This is a genomic window from Allobosea sp. P1_B10 (assembly GCF_056406735.1).
Window position 1 is genome coordinate 416,103 of record NZ_JBFTZP010000004.1, and the last position, 17,193, is coordinate 433,295.

Annotated in this window: 16 protein-coding genes and 5 tRNA genes; 5 read left to right on the forward strand and 16 right to left on the reverse strand. The window is 65.0% G+C overall.

Features of this window, described 5'->3' with window-relative positions:
* Positions 1-7: 7 nt before the first annotated feature.
* A complete protein-coding gene (locus tag AC1D2L_RS12585) occupies positions 8-592 on the reverse strand; it encodes a NuoB/complex I 20 kDa subunit family protein (protein ID WP_476846210.1) in 585 nt (194 codons plus the stop codon).
* A 66-nt stretch (positions 593-658) separates the two neighbouring features.
* Positions 659-1,039 (reverse strand): NADH-quinone oxidoreductase subunit A, encoded by a 381-nt coding sequence (locus AC1D2L_RS12590; protein WP_476846211.1) that lies wholly within the window; start codon positions 1,037-1,039, stop codon positions 659-661.
* Positions 1,040-1,342: 303 nt separating this feature from the next.
* Between AC1D2L_RS12590 and AC1D2L_RS12595 the strand changes: the two genes are divergently transcribed.
* Complete coding sequence (locus AC1D2L_RS12595; RefSeq protein ID WP_476846212.1) at positions 1,343-1,651, forward strand: HdeA/HdeB family chaperone; 309 nt, start codon at positions 1,343-1,345, stop codon at positions 1,649-1,651.
* A gap of 6 nt (positions 1,652-1,657) precedes the next feature.
* Positions 1,658-2,293 (forward strand): YcbK family protein, encoded by a 636-nt coding sequence (locus AC1D2L_RS12600; protein ID WP_476846213.1) that lies wholly within the window; start codon positions 1,658-1,660, stop codon positions 2,291-2,293.
* Positions 2,294-2,326: 33 nt separating this feature from the next.
* On the opposite strand, the gene AC1D2L_RS12605 is transcribed toward AC1D2L_RS12600, so the two are convergent.
* The 4 genes from AC1D2L_RS12605 to AC1D2L_RS12620 all read right to left on the reverse strand — a co-directional run bounded on the left by AC1D2L_RS12605 (position 2,327) and on the right by AC1D2L_RS12620 (position 3,641).
* Complete coding sequence (locus AC1D2L_RS12605) at positions 2,327-3,091, reverse strand: molybdate ABC transporter substrate-binding protein (RefSeq protein WP_476846214.1); 765 nt, start codon at positions 3,089-3,091, stop codon at positions 2,327-2,329.
* Between the two features lie 160 nt (positions 3,092-3,251).
* Positions 3,252-3,328, reverse strand: a tRNA-Asp gene (locus AC1D2L_RS12610).
* A gap of 80 nt (positions 3,329-3,408) precedes the next feature.
* Positions 3,409-3,485: transfer RNA gene (locus AC1D2L_RS12615), tRNA-Asp, on the reverse strand.
* A gap of 79 nt (positions 3,486-3,564) precedes the next feature.
* Positions 3,565-3,641, reverse strand: a tRNA-Asp gene (locus AC1D2L_RS12620).
* A gap of 251 nt (positions 3,642-3,892) precedes the next feature.
* Between AC1D2L_RS12620 and AC1D2L_RS12625 the strand changes: the two genes are divergently transcribed.
* Positions 3,893-3,968: transfer RNA gene (locus AC1D2L_RS12625), tRNA-Val, on the forward strand.
* A gap of 167 nt (positions 3,969-4,135) precedes the next feature.
* On the opposite strand, the gene lon is transcribed toward AC1D2L_RS12625, so the two are convergent.
* From lon to AC1D2L_RS12650, 5 genes are all read right to left on the reverse strand, one after another.
* Positions 4,136-6,562: an endopeptidase La gene (gene lon, locus AC1D2L_RS12630; RefSeq protein WP_476846215.1), complete on the reverse strand. Its 2,427-nt coding sequence runs from the start codon at positions 6,560-6,562 to the stop codon at positions 4,136-4,138.
* 307 nt (positions 6,563-6,869) lie between these two features.
* Positions 6,870-8,138 (reverse strand): ATP-dependent Clp protease ATP-binding subunit ClpX, encoded by a 1,269-nt coding sequence (gene clpX / locus AC1D2L_RS12635; RefSeq protein WP_476846216.1) that lies wholly within the window; start codon positions 8,136-8,138, stop codon positions 6,870-6,872.
* Positions 8,139-8,428: 290 nt separating this feature from the next.
* Complete coding sequence (locus AC1D2L_RS12640) at positions 8,429-9,055, reverse strand: ATP-dependent Clp protease proteolytic subunit (RefSeq protein ID WP_476846217.1); 627 nt, start codon at positions 9,053-9,055, stop codon at positions 8,429-8,431.
* 162 nt (positions 9,056-9,217) lie between these two features.
* On the reverse strand, positions 9,218-10,663 hold the full coding sequence (gene tig / locus AC1D2L_RS12645; RefSeq protein WP_476846218.1) for a trigger factor: 1,446 nt from the start codon (positions 10,661-10,663) through the stop codon (positions 9,218-9,220).
* Between the two features lie 144 nt (positions 10,664-10,807).
* Positions 10,808-10,892, reverse strand: a tRNA-Leu gene (locus AC1D2L_RS12650).
* A gap of 185 nt (positions 10,893-11,077) precedes the next feature.
* Between AC1D2L_RS12650 and AC1D2L_RS12655 the strand changes: the two genes are divergently transcribed.
* The gene (locus AC1D2L_RS12655; RefSeq protein ID WP_476846219.1) at positions 11,078-12,553 is read left to right on the forward strand and encodes a multicopper oxidase family protein; all 1,476 of its coding nucleotides are present in this window, start codon (positions 11,078-11,080) and stop codon (positions 12,551-12,553) included.
* Between the two features lie 114 nt (positions 12,554-12,667).
* Here the strand turns inward: AC1D2L_RS12655 and AC1D2L_RS12660 are convergent, their stop codons facing one another.
* The 4 genes from AC1D2L_RS12660 to AC1D2L_RS12675 all read right to left on the reverse strand — a co-directional run bounded on the left by AC1D2L_RS12660 (position 12,668) and on the right by AC1D2L_RS12675 (position 15,603).
* On the reverse strand, positions 12,668-13,195 hold the full coding sequence (locus tag AC1D2L_RS12660; protein ID WP_476846220.1) for a gluconokinase: 528 nt from the start codon (positions 13,193-13,195) through the stop codon (positions 12,668-12,670).
* Positions 13,196-13,200: 5 nt separating this feature from the next.
* Complete coding sequence (gene gnd / locus AC1D2L_RS12665; protein ID WP_476846221.1) at positions 13,201-14,184, reverse strand: phosphogluconate dehydrogenase (NAD(+)-dependent, decarboxylating); 984 nt, start codon at positions 14,182-14,184, stop codon at positions 13,201-13,203.
* 97 nt (positions 14,185-14,281) lie between these two features.
* A complete protein-coding gene (locus AC1D2L_RS12670) occupies positions 14,282-14,587 on the reverse strand; it encodes a hypothetical protein (protein ID WP_476846222.1) in 306 nt (101 codons plus the stop codon).
* Between the two features lie 5 nt (positions 14,588-14,592).
* Positions 14,593-15,603: a 1-aminocyclopropane-1-carboxylate deaminase gene (locus AC1D2L_RS12675; protein WP_476846223.1), complete on the reverse strand. Its 1,011-nt coding sequence runs from the start codon at positions 15,601-15,603 to the stop codon at positions 14,593-14,595.
* Between the two features lie 156 nt (positions 15,604-15,759).
* On the opposite strand from AC1D2L_RS12675, the gene AC1D2L_RS12680 reads away from it, so the two are divergent.
* Positions 15,760-16,224 carry an Lrp/AsnC family transcriptional regulator gene (locus tag AC1D2L_RS12680; RefSeq protein ID WP_476846224.1) on the forward strand — a complete coding sequence of 155 codons (465 nt, stop codon included), beginning with the start codon at positions 15,760-15,762 and terminating at the stop codon, positions 16,222-16,224.
* Between the two features lie 172 nt (positions 16,225-16,396).
* Here the strand turns inward: AC1D2L_RS12680 and urtE are convergent, their stop codons facing one another.
* The gene (gene urtE / locus AC1D2L_RS12685; RefSeq protein WP_476846225.1) at positions 16,397-17,092 is read right to left on the reverse strand and encodes an urea ABC transporter ATP-binding subunit UrtE; all 696 of its coding nucleotides are present in this window, start codon (positions 17,090-17,092) and stop codon (positions 16,397-16,399) included.
* Positions 17,093-17,193: the final 101 nt, after the last annotated feature.

A 17,193-nucleotide genomic window follows, 5' to 3' on the forward strand; every position in this document is an offset into this window, starting at 1 on the left:
CAGACCCTCAGCGCTCGATCGTGCCGGTACGGCGGATTTTCTTCTGCAGCAGCAGCACGCCATAAAGCAGCGCCTCCGCAGTCGGGGGGCAGCCCGGCACATAGATGTCGATCGGCACGATCCGGTCGCAGCCGCGCACCACCGAGTAGCTGTAGTGGTAGTAGCCGCCGCCATTGGCGCAGGAGCCCATCGAGATGACGTAGCGCGGCTCCGGCATCTGGTCGTAGACCTTGCGCAGGGCGGGCGCCATCTTGTTGGTCAGCGTGCCCGCGACGATCATCACGTCGGACTGGCGTGGTGAGGCGCGCGGGGCGAAGCCGAAGCGCTCCACGTCATAGCGCGGCATCGAAAGCTGCATCATCTCGACGGCGCAGCAGGCGAGACCGAATGTCATCCACATCAGCGAGCCCGTGCGCGACCAGTTGATCAGGTCGTCGGTCGCCGTGACGAGAAAGCCCTTGTCGGCCAGTTCGTTGTTGATGTCGGTGAAGAACGGATCGCGCGCGCCGACGGGCAGGCCATCGGGGCCGAGCAGGCCCTTGGGCGCGGGCGCGACGAGCGGGTCGCCGCGGTCGATCGCTGTGATTGCCATTCTTTAGTCCCTCGTGAAGTCGTAACCGCCAGATGTGTCGCCAAGCTCAGGCTTGCGATCCGACGATTAGTCCCACTCCAGCGCGCCCTTGCGCCATTCATAGATGAAGCCGACGGTCAGGACGCCGAGAAAGATCATCATCGACCAGAAACCATACCAGCCGAGCCCACCGAACGCGACGGCCCAGGGGAACAGGAAGGCGACCTCGAGGTCGAAGATGATGAACAGGATCGCGACCAGATAGAACCGGACGTCGAACTTCATGCGCGCGTCGTCGAAAGCGTTGAAGCCGCATTCATAGGCCGAGAGCTTTTCAGCATCCGGCTTCGAATAGGCGATCGCGAACGGCGCGATCAGCAGGGCCAGGCCGATGACGGCGGCCACGGCGATGAAGATCACCAATGGCAGGTAATCATTCAGCAGGGATGGTACTGGGAGAGTTTGCATGGACGATCCCGCTTGGTCGCGCCGGCAACGGCACGTTGGCCAGTCGATTAGACCCTGGATTAGAATGAAGCAAGACTCTGCCGCGCCGCACAATCGCGCAAGCGGGTTGAATGGGGTGCAGGGCTAACACAAAAAGCACATTCGCGTTCCGCTGTTCCCGCATCCTATCGACGAATCCCTCACTTTTGCGAATATGGGCGCGGACGGGCTGGCCCTGTCCCCACCGCCGCGACACAGTAACGGCGAATCGATCTCCTGCGGCGCCTGGCCGCTTTTGAAGAAAGGCGCCGCACGATGCAGCGGATGCGACGTCTCACCCTTCTGGCCCTGATGGCCTGCGCGGGCTGGCTGCCCGCCCCCGGTGCCCAGGCCGAGCCCATCGACATGACCGGCGGCAGTTGCTCGGATTTCGTGGCCATGCGCGAGGACGACCGCAACCAGCTCGCGCTCTGGCTGGCGGGATATTACGCTGGCCTGGGCCAGCGTCCGTTGCTCGACCTCGAGAAGGTGCTCGCCGCGCCCGCCGGCCTGATGGCCTTGTGCGCCAAGTCGCCGCAGGCGCCGCTGGTCGGCCCCGAGACGCGCGCCGTCTTCTTTCCTCCGGCGCCCTGACGCCCAGTGAAAGCCTCCGTCTTCGCCTTGCCTATGGCGCTGGCCCTCGCCTGCGTCCTCCATGCCTCCGACGTCGCCGCCCAGCAGGACGGCCAGAGTGTGCGCGCTCCCCTGCCCCCTCATCGCCCGTTCGATCTCGATCTCCCGCCCGCCTCCGCAATGCCTGCGATCGTGGTGGCACCGCCCGCCCCGGCGCCCGCGCCGCCTCCGGCGCAGGACAGCCCGACCTCGCCTGCCGTCTCCGAGCCCGACGAGGGCGAGGGGCCGGAATGGCCGAAGCTCGCGCCCGGCCAGAAAGCCGGCGCCGAGCCGGAGTTCGACCCCAATGAGAAGCCGGAACGGCCGGGCATCTCGACCGATCCCGGAACGTCGATCGCCTGCCTGCCACCGCAGCTGAAGCAGATCCTCAACAAGATCGTCGACAAGTACGGCGCTGCGAAGGTCACCTCGACCTGGCGGCCGCCCTGGCGCGCCCGGCGCGGCTCCTATCACAAGCGCTGCGAAGCCATGGATTTCCGCGTGCCGGGCGTGCGCCCGCGCGTCGTTCTCGAATGGGCGCGGAGCCTGCCCGAGGTCGGCGGCAACAAGGTCTACTGGAACGGCCTGATCCATATCGACACCGGGCCGCGCCGACCCTGGTAGCGGGGCCTGCGATGTCCCGCCAAGGCCGTGCCCTCAATGCGGCGCGGCCTCCATGCCCTTCTCGCCCAGAATGCGCCTGGCAGCGTCGCTGCCAAGGAAGGCCAGGAAGCTGCGGGCCGCGTCCGGCTGCGCGCTGGCCGCAGCGATGCCGCCAGTATAGGTCGTGTAGCTCTGGATTTCCGCAGGCAGCGGGCCGACGAGGACCGCGCCCCGGACGGCCAGGATCTCGCTGATCTGATGGACCGCCAGATCGGCCTCATCTGTCACGAGACGCTGTGCAACCAGCCCTCCGGGCACCAGCACCGCCTTGGCCTTGACTGCGTCGGCAATGCCCATGGTTTCAAGCAGCCCGGCGAAATAGATCCCGCTCGAGCCTCCGGCGGCAGGGTCGATATAGGCGACCTTGCGCGCGGCCAGCAGCGCAGCCTTGAAGGCGGCGACGGTCGCGATGTCGGGCTTCGGCGCACCCTGCTTCACCGCGACACCCACCGATGTCCTGGCGAGGTCGACTGGCGTCCCGCCGGCGATTCGACCGCGCCCGACGAGTTCCTTCATCGCGGCCGGCGTCAGCACGGCGACATCGAACGCTTCACCCTCGCCGATGCGGCGCAGCAGGGCTCCGGCGGTATCGTTGTCGATGACGAGCTTGTGGCCACTGCCCTGCTCGAAGGCGCCGGCCACAGCGAGCACGATCGGCTTGAAGGCGCCGGCAGTCAGCACCTTGATCTCGGCAGCCCCCGCCGCCTGAGACAGGCACAGGCAGGCCCCTACGAATAACGCTGCTAGTCTTGCTGGCATGTCGATCTCCCCACGCCGGAACGGCGCCCCGGGGCGGGAGATTAGGCGGCTTTCAGATCCCGGCAATCCCCGGAGAATCGAGGGCGCCGCACAAGGGTCCGACGGGCCTGCGGAGGCTGTCCGCGGCGGTCATCCATGGTCGCGATTGGGGGAAGGTAAATGGCGCGGGCGACGGGGCTCGAACCCGCGACCTCCGGCGTGACAGGCCGGCACTCTAACCAACTGAGCTACGCCCGCGCAGGGCGGTCCCGATGGCAAGCGATACAGGCGAGAGCCTGGAGCGAGCCACCAGAACGGGAAATACGCTAACGGTGAAATGGCGCGGGCGACGGGGCTCGAACCCGCGACCTCCGGCGTGACAGGCCGGCACTCTAACCAACTGAGCTACGCCCGCGCAGGGCGGTTCCGACGGCAACAGACACAGGCCAAAACCTGTAGCAAACCACCAGAACGCATATACGTTAACGGTGAAATGGCGCGGGCGACGGGGCTCGAACCCGCGACCTCCGGCGTGACAGGCCGGCACTCTAACCAACTGAGCTACGCCCGCGCAGGGCAGAGAGGGCACCGCCCTCAGCGGGGTTGGGATTATGGCGCGGGGCCGAAAGTGTCAAGCGGCAAGCGCTGGCAAAACGACTTTCCCGTCATTCATTTCGAGCGCTGGGGAAGAACGCAGCCTCGATTGCGCCCCGCCCTTGCCCGCAGCCATGCACAGGGTGGATCGGATTCTGGGCATGACCGGGCCGCGGCCTTCAGCCACCCTTGCGCGACAGCCCCGCTTGGCCTTAAACGGAGCCGTCCGGGCGGTTAGCTCAGTTGGTAGAGCGTCTCCTTTACACGGAGAGGGTCGGCGGTTCGAGCCCGTCACCGCCCACCATGCCCGCACATCCCCCAATTCGCTCAACGACACCGGCAGACGCCGCCAGCCATGCTGATGCGGCTCGCGTCTGTACAAGTGCGCCATCCCCGAACGCCCGGCCGGACCCAATAAAAAAGCCGCCGGCGCTTGGGCGCCGACGGCTCGGGTCTCTCGGTCGATTCGCCTTAGTGAGCGATCACGCCGGCTGCGTCGTCGTCACCGACCTTCGGCCGCAGCGCGTTGAGATCCTCTTCCCAGACGATCGGCACCGGCTGGCGCATCAAGGCGTGCTCGAGCACCTGCTCCATCCGCGAGACCGGGACGATCTCCATGCCCTCCTTCACGGACTTTGGCAGGTCGATCAGATCCTTGGCGTTGTCCTCCGGGATCAGCACCTTCTTGATGCCGCCGCGCAGGGCCGCCAGGAGCTTCTCCTTCAGGCCGCCGATCGGCAGCACCCTGCCCCGCAGCGTCACCTCACCGGTCATGGCAAGGTCGCGGCGCGTCGGGATGCCGGTCAGGATCGAGACGATGGTGGTCGCCATCGCGATACCGGCCGAAGGCCCGTCCTTCGGGGTCGCCCCTTCGGGAACGTGGACGTGGATGTCGCGGCGATCGAACAAGGGCGGCTCGATGCCGAAATCGAGCGCGCGGGAGCGGACATAGGATGCCGCCGCCGAGATCGATTCCTTCATCACGTCCTTGAGGTTGCCCGTGACGGTCATCTTGCCCTTGCCGGGCATCATCACGCCTTCGATCGTCAGCAACTCGCCGCCGACCTCGGTCCAGGCCAGGCCTGTCACGACGCCGACCTGGTCCTCGGTCTCGGCCAAGCCATAGCGATAGCGCGGCGGGCCAAGATACTCCTCGAGCAGTTGCGGGTCGATCGTCACCGTCTTGCGCTTCTCCAGCACGATATCCTTCACCGCCTTGCGGATGGTGTTGGAGAGCTCGCGCTCGAGATTGCGCACGCCGGCTTCGCGCGTGTAGCGGCGCAACAGGGTCTCCAAAGCGGCATCGTCGATCGACCATTCCTTCGAATCGAGACCATGCTTTTTGATTGCCGCCGGGATCAGGTGACCGCGGGCAATCTGCGTCTTCTCCTCGTCGGTATAGCCGGGGATGCGGATCACCTCCATCCGGTCCAGCAGGGCCGGCGGGATGTTCAGCGTGTTGGCCGTCGTCACGAACATCACGTTCGAAAGGTCGTAATCGACCTCGAGGTAGTGGTCGTTGAAGGTGGCGTTCTGCGCGGGGTCGAGCACCTCCAGCAGGGCCGCCGACGGATCACCGCGGAAGTCCTGGCCCATCTTGTCGATCTCGTCGAGCAGGATGAGCGGGTTGGAGGTCTTGGCCTTCTTCATCGACTGGATGATCTTGCCGGGCATCGAGCCGATATAGGTCCGCCGATGTCCGCGGATCTCGGCCTCGTCACGCACGCCGCCGAGCGACATCCGTACGAATTCGCGACCCGTCGCCTTGGCGATCGACTTGCCGAGCGATGTCTTGCCGACGCCGGGAGGGCCAACCAGACACAGGATCGGACCAGCGAGCTTGTTCGTCCGCTGCTGCACGGCGAGGTATTCGACGATCCGGTCCTTGACCTTGTCCAACCCGTAATGATCGTCGTCGAGCACGGCTTGCGCCGCCGGCAGGTCCTTGCGGATCTTCGAGCGCTTGTTCCACGGTATGCCGAGCATCCAGTCGAGATAGTTGCGCACGACGGTGGCTTCCGCCGACATAGGCGACATCTGGCGCAGCTTCTTCATCTCCGCGACGGCCTTGTCACGGGCCTCCTTGGAGAGCTTGGTGCGGGCGATGCGCTCTTCCAGCTCGGCCAGTTCGTCACGGCCTTCCTCGCCGTCCCCGAGCTCCTTCTGGATCGCCTTCATCTGCTCGTTGAGGTAGTACTCGCGCTGCGTCTTCTCCATCTGGCGCTTGACGCGCGAGCGGATGCGCTTCTCGACCTGAAGCACCGACATCTCGCTTTCCATCAGCGAGAGGACCTTCTCAAGCCGGTGTGCGACGTTGGTGATCTCGAGCACGGCCTGACGGTCCGCGATCTTGACGGCGAGATGCGAGGCGACGGTGTCGGCGAGCTTGGAAGGCTCGTCGATCTGCGACACGGCAGCGACGATCTCGGGCGAGATCTTCTTGTTGAGCTTCACATAGCTCTCGAACTCGCTGACGACCGAACGGCCCAGCGCTTCGACCTCGACCTTCTTGCCCTCTTCCTCGGCGACGCCAACGGCCTCGGCCTGGTAGAACGCCTCGTCGGCGACATAGGAGGTCGCCTTGGCACGGCCGACGCCCTCGACCAGAACCTTGACGGTCGAATCGGGCAGCTTAAGCAGCTGCAGCACGCGGGCCAGCGTGCCGATCTCATAGATATCCTTGGTCTCTGGATCGTCGTCGCCGGCGTTCTTCTGCGTTGCGAGCAGGATCAGGCCGTCGGTCTTGACCACCTCTTCCAGCGCGCGAATGGACTTCTCGCGGCCGACGAAGAGCGGGACGATCATATGTGGGAAAACGACGATATCGCGCAGCGGCAGCACCGGGTAGATGCCGGTCTCGCCGGGGACGAAAGGAGCGCGGGGCGCCGAGCCAGTCATGACGATTCCTTTATGGTTGCGCCAGGCCCAACCCCAAGATGGGCGGAACGACCTGACGTACGCGGCCAAGGCGACAATTCACTCTGGCCACCCTCGCGCATCGCACCCTCGACAGGCATGCGACTCTCGCAAGTGAACTTAAAGTGGAGACTTCCTCGCCGGCTTTCAAGCGAGGTCTTTCATGCGTCCAGAGCAGAATGAAGCAAAATCATCCTGATATCCCGGATGTGATATTTCATCGTCAGAGCGAACGCAAAACGCGCGCCAAGGGGCGCGCGTTCGCAGGTATCACTGTCGCTGACGGCGATCAGGCCGACGCAGACTTCGCTTCATCCTCGCGCTCGGAGTAAATGAACAGCGGGCGCGACTTCGTCTCGACGGCCTCGGGACCGATCACGACCTGCTCGACGCCTTCCAGCCCCGGCAGCTCGTACATGGTCTCGAGCAGGATGCCTTCCATGATGGAACGCAGGCCGCGCGCACCGGTCTTCCGCTCGATCGCCTTGCGGGCGATGAGGCTGACAGCCTCGTCGGTGAAGGTGAGCTCGGTGTCCTCCATCTCGAACAGGCGCTGGTACTGCTTCACCAGCGCGTTCTTGGGCTCGGTCAGGATGGTCTTGAGCGCGGCCTCGTCGAGATCCTCCAGCGTCGCCAGAACGGGCAGACGACCAACGAACTCAGGGATCAGGCCGAACTTCAGCAGATCCTCGGGCTCGACCTCACGGAAGATCGCCCCGGTGCGACGCTCGTCGGGCGCCTGCACGCTGGCGCCGAAACCGATCGAAGTCCCCTTGCCGCGCGAAGCGATGATCTTGTCCAGTCCGGCGAACGCGCCGCCGCAGATGAACAGGATGTTCGTGGTGTCGACCTGCAGGAATTCCTGCTGGGGATGCTTGCGCCCGCCCTGCGGCGGCACGGAGGCGACGGTGCCTTCCATGATCTTCAGCAGCGCCTGCTGCACCCCTTCGCCCGAGACATCCCGCGTGATCGAGGGATTGTCGGACTTGCGGCTGATCTTGTCGATCTCGTCGATGTAAACGATTCCGCGCTGCGCCCGCTCGACATTGTAGTCGGAGGCCTGGAGCAGCTTGAGGATGATGTTCTCGACATCCTCGCCGACATAACCGGCTTCGGTCAGCGTCGTCGCATCGGCCATGGTGAAGGGTACGTCGAGAATGCGGGCCAGCGTCTGCGCGAGCAGCGTCTTGCCCGATCCGGTCGGACCGATCAGCAGGATGTTCGACTTCGCCAGCTCGACATCGTTGTGCTTCGAGGCGTGCGAGAGCCGCTTGTAGTGATTGTGAACCGCGACCGAGAGCACCTTCTTGGCGTGGTCCTGCCCGATGACATAGTCGTCGAGGACCTTGCGGATCTCCTTGGGAGTCGGCACGCCGTCCTTGGATTTCACCAGCGCGGACTTCGACTCCTCGCGGATGATGTCCATGCAGAGCTCGACGCATTCATCGCAGATGAACACGGTCGGACCCGCAATCAGCTTGCGCACTTCATGCTGGCTCTTGCCGCAGAAGGAGCAGTAGAGCGTGCTCTTGGAATCGCCGCCGCTGACCTTACTCATCGTCCATCTCCATTCTCGGAGCCGGATGTCCACATCAGCCTGGGCGGATGCAACCGTCGTCTCTCCGTCACAATAAGCGCCCAGATCACGATTTTTGGGTTAACGCCCCGTATCGGTACATCCGAAAACGTTCGACACCCAAAATCGGACCGAAGTGAAGCGCCTGTCCGCTCATCCGAGTCCCCATGCAAACATGGGGCCGGTCCTCATGCAATATGGGCTCTCGCGAGCCTCCCGCCAACCCACAGCCAACGGGGCATATGGGCAGGCGGGACGATAGAAAGCGTCGCTCAAGCCTTGGTTTCGTCCGCGCGCTGCTCGATCACCTTGTCGATCAGGCCGAAATCACGGGCCTGCTCGGCGGTCATGAAATTATCGCGCTCCAGGGCTGCCTCGATGTCGGCGTAGGAGCGGCCTGTGTGCTTCACATAGATCTCGTTGAGCCGGCGCTTGAGGCTCTCGACCTCGCGGGCGTGGATCAGGATGTCGGTCACCTGCCCCTGGAAGCCGCCGGAAGGCTGGTGGACCATGATCCGGGCGTTGGGCAGCGCGAAGCGCATGTCCTTGGCGCCGGCGGTCAGCAGCAGCGAGCCCATCGACGCGGCCTGGCCGACGCAGAGCGTCGTCACCGGGCACTTGATGAACTGCATGGTGTCGTAGATCGACATGCCCGAGGTCACCACGCCACCCGGCGAGTTGATGTAGAAGGAGATTTCCTTCTTGGGGTTCTCAGCCTCGAGGAAGAGCAGCTGCGCCACGATCAGCGAGGCCGAATAATCCTCGACCGGGCCGGTCAGGAAGATGATCCGCTCACGCAGCAGGCGCGAATAGATGTCGAACGCGCGCTCGCCGCGGCTCGACTGCTCGACCACCATCGGGACGAGATTGTTGTAGGTCTCGATCGGATCGCGCAGCATGAAATATGTCCTTGATGGCGGGCGCCGGTTTAGGGCGGAAGAGAGAATCAGCGGCTGTCTCGGAAGACACCCACATAAGCACGACAAACGCGGCTGAAAAGGGAACGCCGCCCGGTCCGGAACCAGGCGGCGCGAATGTTTTGAATTAAGGTTTCCGCAACCTCAGGCAGAGGCGTCGTCAGCCTTGTCCTCGGACTTGGCTTCGGTCTTCTTGGCCTTCTTGGCAGCAGCCTTCTTCGGCTTGGCCTCGCCAGCGGTCTCCTCGGCGTCGTCATCGGCGTAGAGCGCCTCGCGCGACACGCTCTGGTCCTCGACCTTAACCTGCGTCAGCAGGTGGTCGACGACCTTCTCCTCGAAGATCGGCGCGCGGATCTCGGCGAGAGCCTGCGGGTTCTTGCGGTAGAACTCCCAGACTTCCTTTTCCTGGCCCGGGAACTGGCGAGCGCGCTCGACCAGTGCCTGCGTCACTTCGTCATCCGAGATCTGGACCTTGGCCTGCTCGCCGATTTCGGCCAGCACGAGGCCCAGGCGCACGCGGCGCTCGGCGATCTTGCGGTAGTCGGCCTTGGCGGCGTCCTCGGTGGTGCCCTCGTCCTCGAAGGACTTCTTGGCTTCCTTCATGTCGACTTCGACATGGCTCCAGACACTGGCGAACTCCTGCTCGACCAGGGTCGGCGGCAGCTCGAAGGTGTACTTGGTGTCAAGCGCGTCGAGCAGGCCCTTCTTGAGCTTGCGGCGCGACTGCTGGCCGAAATCGCGGCCGATCTGCTCGCGGATCGCATCCTTGAGCTTGTCGAGCGATTCCATGCCGAACGACTTGGCGAGCTCTTCGTCGATCTTGAGCGCCTCGGGAGCCTGGATCTCGGTCACGGTGACCTCGAACTCGGCGGGCTTGCCGGCGAGATGCTGGGCTGCGTAGTTCTCGGGGAACGTCACCTTGACGGTGCGGGTCTCACCGGTCTTGGCGCCCTCGAGCTGCTCCTCGAAGCCCGGGATGAACTGGCCGGCGCCGAGGTCGAGCGAGATGCCCTCGCCCGTGCCGCCTTCGAAGGGCTTGCCCTCGAGCGTGCCGACGAAGGAGATCGTCAGGCGATCGCCCGTCTCGGCCTTGGCCTTCTCGCCCTTGGCCGCGAAGGTGCGGTTCTGGGTGGCCATGCGCTCCAGCGCGGAATCGATATCGGCGTCCGGAACCTCGGCGACCGGCTTGGTCAGCGAGACGTCCGAGAGGTCGGCGAGTTCGATTTTCGGCAGCACTTCGAGCGCGACCGTGAAGGCGAGATCGCCCTTGGCCTCCATCGCGGCCTCGATCTCGTCCTTGTTCTCGGGGAACTTGATCTGCGGCTCAAAGGCGAGCTTCAGGCCGTGATCGGCGACGATCTTCTGGTTGGCCTCGTTGACCGCGTTTTGAACGACATCGGCCATCACCGAGCGGCCATAGAGCCGGCGCAGATGCGCGACCGGGACCTTGCCGGGGCGGAAGCCGTTGATCTTGGCCTTGCCCTGCAGACCATTGAGGCCGTCGTCGAGCCTGGTCTTGAGGTCGGCGGCGTTCAGCACCACCTGAAATTCGCGCTTGAGGCCCTGGGACAGGGTTTCGGTCACGTTCATTTTCTGATCCGCCAACAGCTCGTTACTTCAAATATCCAAAGCGCGATGCCGGGTCTGCCGTCATCGCGCTCGCGAAAATCCATGTCTTCAGCGGACGATAGACACATCGACAAAAGCTGCCGTGATGCGTTCTCGCCGCTTGCGTGGTGCGGGCGGAGGGACTCGAACCCCCACGACTTTCGCCGCTGGTACCTAAAACCAGTGCGTCTACCAATTCCGCCACGCCCGCCGACCCGCTGCGCCGCGCGCGGTTGCGCTGCGCCGGCATCATTGGGACGCGGTGCTATACGCATTTCGAACGGCCCATGCAGCAAAAAAATGCGACGTTTCTGCGAAGCTCGCCATGACACGCCGGAAATCGCAGGGGAGCATGGGCCGCGCAAGCGCCTCTCGCCAGACGCGACAGCAGCGATTATGCCCGTCCTCATGATCAAGCGCCTCGCCACCAGCCCAGCCTCCCAGACCGAAGCCCCGACGCGCCGCACGGCGCTGGCAGGCCTCGGCGCCGCGGCCGCGCTGGCCCTGACCGGCCCGGCGCCTGCGCAAACCGGCACCGTGACCGCCAAGGCGCCGGAGGCACGCGGCGCCGAATCCGCCGCCCGCTCGCTCGTCGCAGCACCCGGCAAGGCACGGCTGCGCCCCTCTCCTGCGCCCGAGACCGAAATCTGGGCCTGTGACGGCAAGACGCCGGGCCCGGCCCTGCGAATCAGGCAGGGCGATACGCTGCATCTCAAGCTGGAGAACCGGACGACGCTTCCGCTCTCGCTGCACTGGCAGGGCCTGCGCGGCGAATCCGCAATGGACGGCGTCGGCGGATTCAGCCAGCCGGTCGTCGCACCGGGCGCCAGCTTCGAATACCGGTTGAAGCCGACTGATTCCGGCACAGTCCTGTACCGGCCGCTCGTGATCGGCGGGTCCTCGGAGCCCTCAGGCCGGGGGCTGGCGGGCATTCTCGTCGTCGAGGAGGCCGAGCCGCTCGTCGTCGATCTCGATCTGCCAGTCCTCGTCACCGACTGGCTGCTCGGCAACGACCATGTCGTGCAACCGTTCGTCGCGGCCTCGCCCGAAGCCGCCGCGGCCGGCAGGCTCGGCAGCTGGTTGACGGTGAATGGCGGCCCGCCGCCCCAGCGCGTCGCAGTAGCGCCTGGCGCGCGCGTCCGTTTGCGCCTCGCCAACGCCTGCAACGCCCGCATCACGCGGCTGCGCTTCGATGGCGTGAAGGCTCATGTCGTAGCGGTCGATGGCCAGCCGACCGACACCTTCGAGCCGGTCCGGGCGCAACTGCCCTTCGCGCCGGGCACGCGCTACGACCTCGTGGTCGACATGCCCGAGGAGGCAGGCGCCACCGCCAGCGTGACCGCGCTGATCGGCGCTGGCGTGCCGCTCGTGCGTCTGGTGACTGAGGGCGCCAGGAAGCCGGCCTCGACGGCGCCGGCCGCGCTCAAACCCAATCCGACACTGCCCGCCGCGGTGCGCCTGCAGGATGCCAGGCGCGCCGAGATCGTGATCTCGGGCGGCGCGACCATCACGCCCGAGTTCAAGCTCGACCTTGCCGGTGTGGACCTCGCAAAACCCTGGCGCATCAATGGCGCGATCGGCGCTGCCGATTCAAAGCCGCTGTTCAGCGTCAAGCGTGGCGCGCCCGTGGTGCTCGCCATCGAGAACCTGACTGCGTTCATCCAGCCGCTGCATGTCCACGGCCATGCCTTCCGCCTTCTCCATCCGCTCGATGACGGCTGGGAGCCCTATTTCCTCGACACGGTGCAGATTCCAGAGGGACGAAAGCTCCACATCGCCTTCATCGCCGACAATTCAGGCCGCTGGCTGGTCTCGTCGACAGTTCTGGAGCGATTCGACCACGGCCTCTGGACCTGGTTCGAGGTGACTTAGCCGCCGCCCACAGTTCTCGTCATTGCGAGCGAAGCGAAGCAATCCAGGAGCCGTCGAGCGAGCCCTTCTGGATTGCTTCGCTTCGCTCGCAATGACGGCGGGCAGAGCCGCCCTTCAGCCGAGACCTAGCTTTGCCAGCACCGTGCGCTCGATCTCGTCCTTCGACATCTCCACCGGCACGACCAGCACGCGCTCGTCTGCGCCGGGCTCCTCAAGCGTGGCGAACTGGCTGTCGAGCAGCGCGGTCGGCATGAAATGGTGCTGGCGCTGCGCCATGCGCGCGCCGATCAGCTCGCGCGAGCCCTTGAGATAGACCAGCGCAACATCCGGGCGATCACCCACGATGACACGCCGATAGGCTTTCTTCAGCGCAGAGCAGGTGACGATGCCGTGCTGACCGGCGGCGCGAAGCTCGTCGATCCAGGCAGCGATCGCAGCGAGCCAGGGCTTGCGATCCTCGTCGTTGAGGGGTGTGCCGCTCGACATCTTCGCGACGTTCTCGGGCGGATGGAACGCGTCGGCATCGCGAAACGGCCAGCCGAGATGCTCGGCCAGACGCTCGCCCAGCGAGGTCTTGCCCGAACTCGCGACGCCCATGAGGACGATGACGGCCGGGCCGCTTGGTACCGAATTATCAGACATCGCGATCAGGACTTCTTGGGCTCGACATGGCCGCCGAAGCCGGCGCGCATCGCCGACAGCACCTTCTCGCCGAAGGTATGGTCGGTGCGCGAGCGGAAGCGGGCAAATAGAGCCGAGGTCAGGACTTCAGCGGGTGTCGCCGTCTCGACCGCCGCATCGACGGTCCAGCGCCCTTCGCCGGAATCGGAAACGTTGCCGGTATAGGCGGAGAGTTCCTCGTCGGCGGCGAGCGCATCGGCCGTGAGGTCGAGCAGCCAGGAGGTCACCACCGAGCCGCGCCGCCAGACTTCCGAGATCTCGGCTACGTCGAAGTCGAAGCCGTATTCCGCCGGGAGGCCTTCCTTGGCCGAGGCGTTGCGGAGCAGGTCGAACCCCTCCGCGAAGGCCTGCATCATGCCGTATTCGATGCCGTTATGGACCATCTTGACGAAGTGGCCGGCGCCGACCGGGCCGCAATGCAGATAGCCCTCCTCGCTGCGGGGGTTGCGGCCCTCGCGGTTGCGGGTCGGCTCGATGTCCCCCTTGCCGGGCGCCAGCGTCCTGAAGATCGGCTCGAGGCGGTCGAAGGCTTCCCTGTCGCCGCCGACCATCAGGCAGTAGCCGCGGTCCAGGCCGTGGACGCCACCCGAGGTGCCGACATCCATGTAGTGGATGCCCTTGGCCGCGAGTTCCTTGCCGCGCCGGACATCGTCCTTCCAGAAGGCGTTGCCGCCGTCGATCAGCGTGTCGCCGGGCGAGACCAGTCCGGCGAGTTCGGCGAGCGTAGCCTCGGTGATTTTTCCGGCCGGAAGCATGACCCAGATGGCGCGCGGGGCCTGCAGTTTCGCGACCATGTCCTTGAGATCCGACGCCACCACCGCGCCGTCCTGGGCGAGCGCTTCGCCGGGTTTCGGATCGCGATCATACACCACGCAATCATGCCCGGCCTTCATCAGCCGCCGCACGATATTGCCACCCATCCGGCCCAGGCCGATCATTCCAAGCTGCATTATCACTCGAGCTCCGATGACCCCGACCGTCTCATGTGGTGTCGGGAAGCGTGCGTTCATGCCCCGCCCGATGCCATTGAGCAAGTCGATCAGCACCTCACGGGAACATCAAAGCGAGTGGCTCGATCGACCAGACCGGCTCGATCTGCATCAGCCGCAACGTCACCGATGCAGGGATTTCGGGGGCAGCGCACCAGGCCGTGACAAGCGCTCCGGCCGCTTCCGCGTCGCCAAAACCGAGCGCCAGCATCTCCCGGGCGGGCGCGTCGGCCCCCACCCGCTCGGTCGCGACAAAGCTCAGCCTGACCGTGCCGCGCAGGGTCAGCGGCGCCAGTCTCCCGAGCAGGTTTTCGCGCAGCCCCGGCGCCGCCGCGGGGAATTCGACGAGGACGACGACCGCCATCGCCGTCAACCGTTCCGGAAGGTGTAGCTGTAGCCGTTGATCGCCGGCACGCCGCCGAGATGGGCGTAGAGAACCTTCGAGCCCGCCGGAAAGTAGCCCTTCCTGACGAGGTCGATCATGCCCTGCATCGATTTCCCCTCATAGACGGGGTCGGTCATCATGCCTTCGAGACGCGCCGACAGCCGGATCGCCTCGATGGTCTCCTTCGAGGGCACGCCATAGACGGGATAGGCATAGTCCTCGTTCAGGACGATATCGTCGGCCGTGATGTCCTTTCCGCCGACGAGCGCCGAGGTTTTCTGCGCGATGTCGAGGACCTGGGCTTTCGTCTGCGCGGGCGTGAAGGAGGCGTCGATACCGATGACATTGCGCTGTCGGCCATCCCTTGCGAAGCCGACGACCATGCCGGCATGGGTCGAGCCCGTGACCGTGCAGACCACGATGAAATCGAATGTGAAGCCGAGCTCGGCCTCCTGCGCGCGAACTTCCTCCGCGAAGGCGACATAGCCGAGGCCGCCGAACTTGTGGACGGAGGCGCCGGCGGGAATGGCGTAGGGCTTGCCGCCCTTGGCCTTCACATCCTCCAGCGCGTTCTCCCAGCTGGCGCGGATGCCGATGTCGAAACCTTCGTCGACAAGTTGGACCTCGGCGCCCATGACCCGTGACAGCAGGATATTGCCGACGCGGTCATAGACCGCATCCTCATGCGGCACCCAGCTTTCCTGGATCAGCCGGCACTTCATCCCGATCTTGGCGGCTGTAGCCGCGACCATCCGGGTGTGATTGGACTGAACGCCGCCGATCGAGACCAGCGTATCGGCCCCGCTCGCGATCGCGTCCGGCACGATATATTCGAGCTTCCTCAGCTTGTTGCCGCCGAAGGCGAGCCCGGAATTGCAATCCTCGCGCTTGGCAAAGATCTCGACCGCGCCACCGAGATGGGCAGAGAGCCGCGACAGCTTCTCGATCGGAGACGGGCCGAAAGTCAGCGGATAGCGTTCGAACTTGGCAAGCATTGCGGGTTCCCCTCGTGGATTGACCTGCAAAAGCTAGCAAAACACCTTTGAAAGGTGCTCCCGAAATCGGGCTTGTATTTTTGTATGCCTTTCAGTCACATTGAGTTTTGATAGGCTACAGCGACAAAAAGCCTTTTGGTTTCGGAAGATCCTTTCATGACGGCAGAACTGGACCGCACAGACCTCAAAATCCTGCGCCTGCTGCAATCCGACGGGCGCATGGGCAATGCGGAGATCGCCAAGCGGGTCAACACCAGCGCCGCGACCTGCCATCGCCGGATCCAGAGGCTTTTCGCCGAGGGCTATGTCACGGGGGTCAGGGCGCAGATCGATCCGCACAAGGTCGGGCGCGGCACGCTGGCGATCGTCGGCGTCGTGCTCGACCGCTCGACGCCCGACAGCTTTGGCGCTTTCGAGGAGGCCGCCAGGGACCTGCCGGTGGTGCTCGACTGCCATGTCGTCGCCGGCGACTTCGACTATGTCCTGAAGATCCGCGTGCGCGACCTCGCCGACTTCAACAAGCTGCATGCGGAAAAGCTGCTGAAGCTGCCGGGCGTGCGCCAGACGCGCACGTTCTTCGTAATGAAGGAGGTCATCGACAACGCGCCGCTGGAGTTTTGAGGACGGGGGGAAGCGGCAGAACCAAGCCTGTCGTGCTCGCCCTTGTGGCGAGCATCCACGCCTTGGCCACCGCATTTCGACCAGTGGGACGAAGACGTGGATGGTCGGGACAAGCCCGACCATGACGAAGGCGCACGCCCCGGTTATCGATTCCAGTTCAGGGTGTTGGCCGTCAGACCTGAATCAATCTCTGAACCTGCGCGCCGTCGAGCTCCGCCATCGGTCCCGACAGCACGACCTCGCCGCGATCCATCACGAACATCGTGTCGGCGAGATCGCGCGCGAAGTCGAAATACTGCTCGACCAGCACGATCGCCATGTCGCCGCGCTGCCGGAGGTAGTCGATGGCGCGGCCGATATCCTTGATGATCGAGGGCTGGATGCCCTCTGTCGGCTCGTCGAGAACCAGCAATTTGGGTCGGGTGACCAGCGCCCGCGCAATAGCGAGTTGCTGTTGCTGGCCACCCGAGAGGTCTCCGCCGCGTCGGCCCAGCATAGACTTGAGCACGGGGAATAGGTCGAACAGGTCATTGGGAATGAAGCGGTCCTTTCGCGCCAGCGGCGCGTAACCCGTCTCGAGGTTTTCCTTGACCGTCAGCAGCGGGAACACCTCGCGGCCTTGCGGCACGAAGCCGATGCCGGCCCGCGCCCGGTCCTCGGTGCGCAACGTGGAGATGTCCTCGCCGCCAAAGGTGATCTTGCCGCCGCTGATCGGCTGCTGCCCGACGATGGCGCGCATCAGCGTGGTCTTGCCGACGCCGTTGCGGCCCATGACGCAGGTCACCTTACCGAGTTCGGCCGTCACCGACACGCGCCGCAGCGCCTGCGCCGCGCCGTAGTGGAGATCGATGGCCTCGACGTTCAGCATGATGCGGCCTCAACCGGTCCGTCATTGCGAGGAGCGGAGCGACGAAGCAATCCAGCAGCCGCCGGGCGAGCCCTCCTGAATTGCTTCGCTGCGCTCGCAAT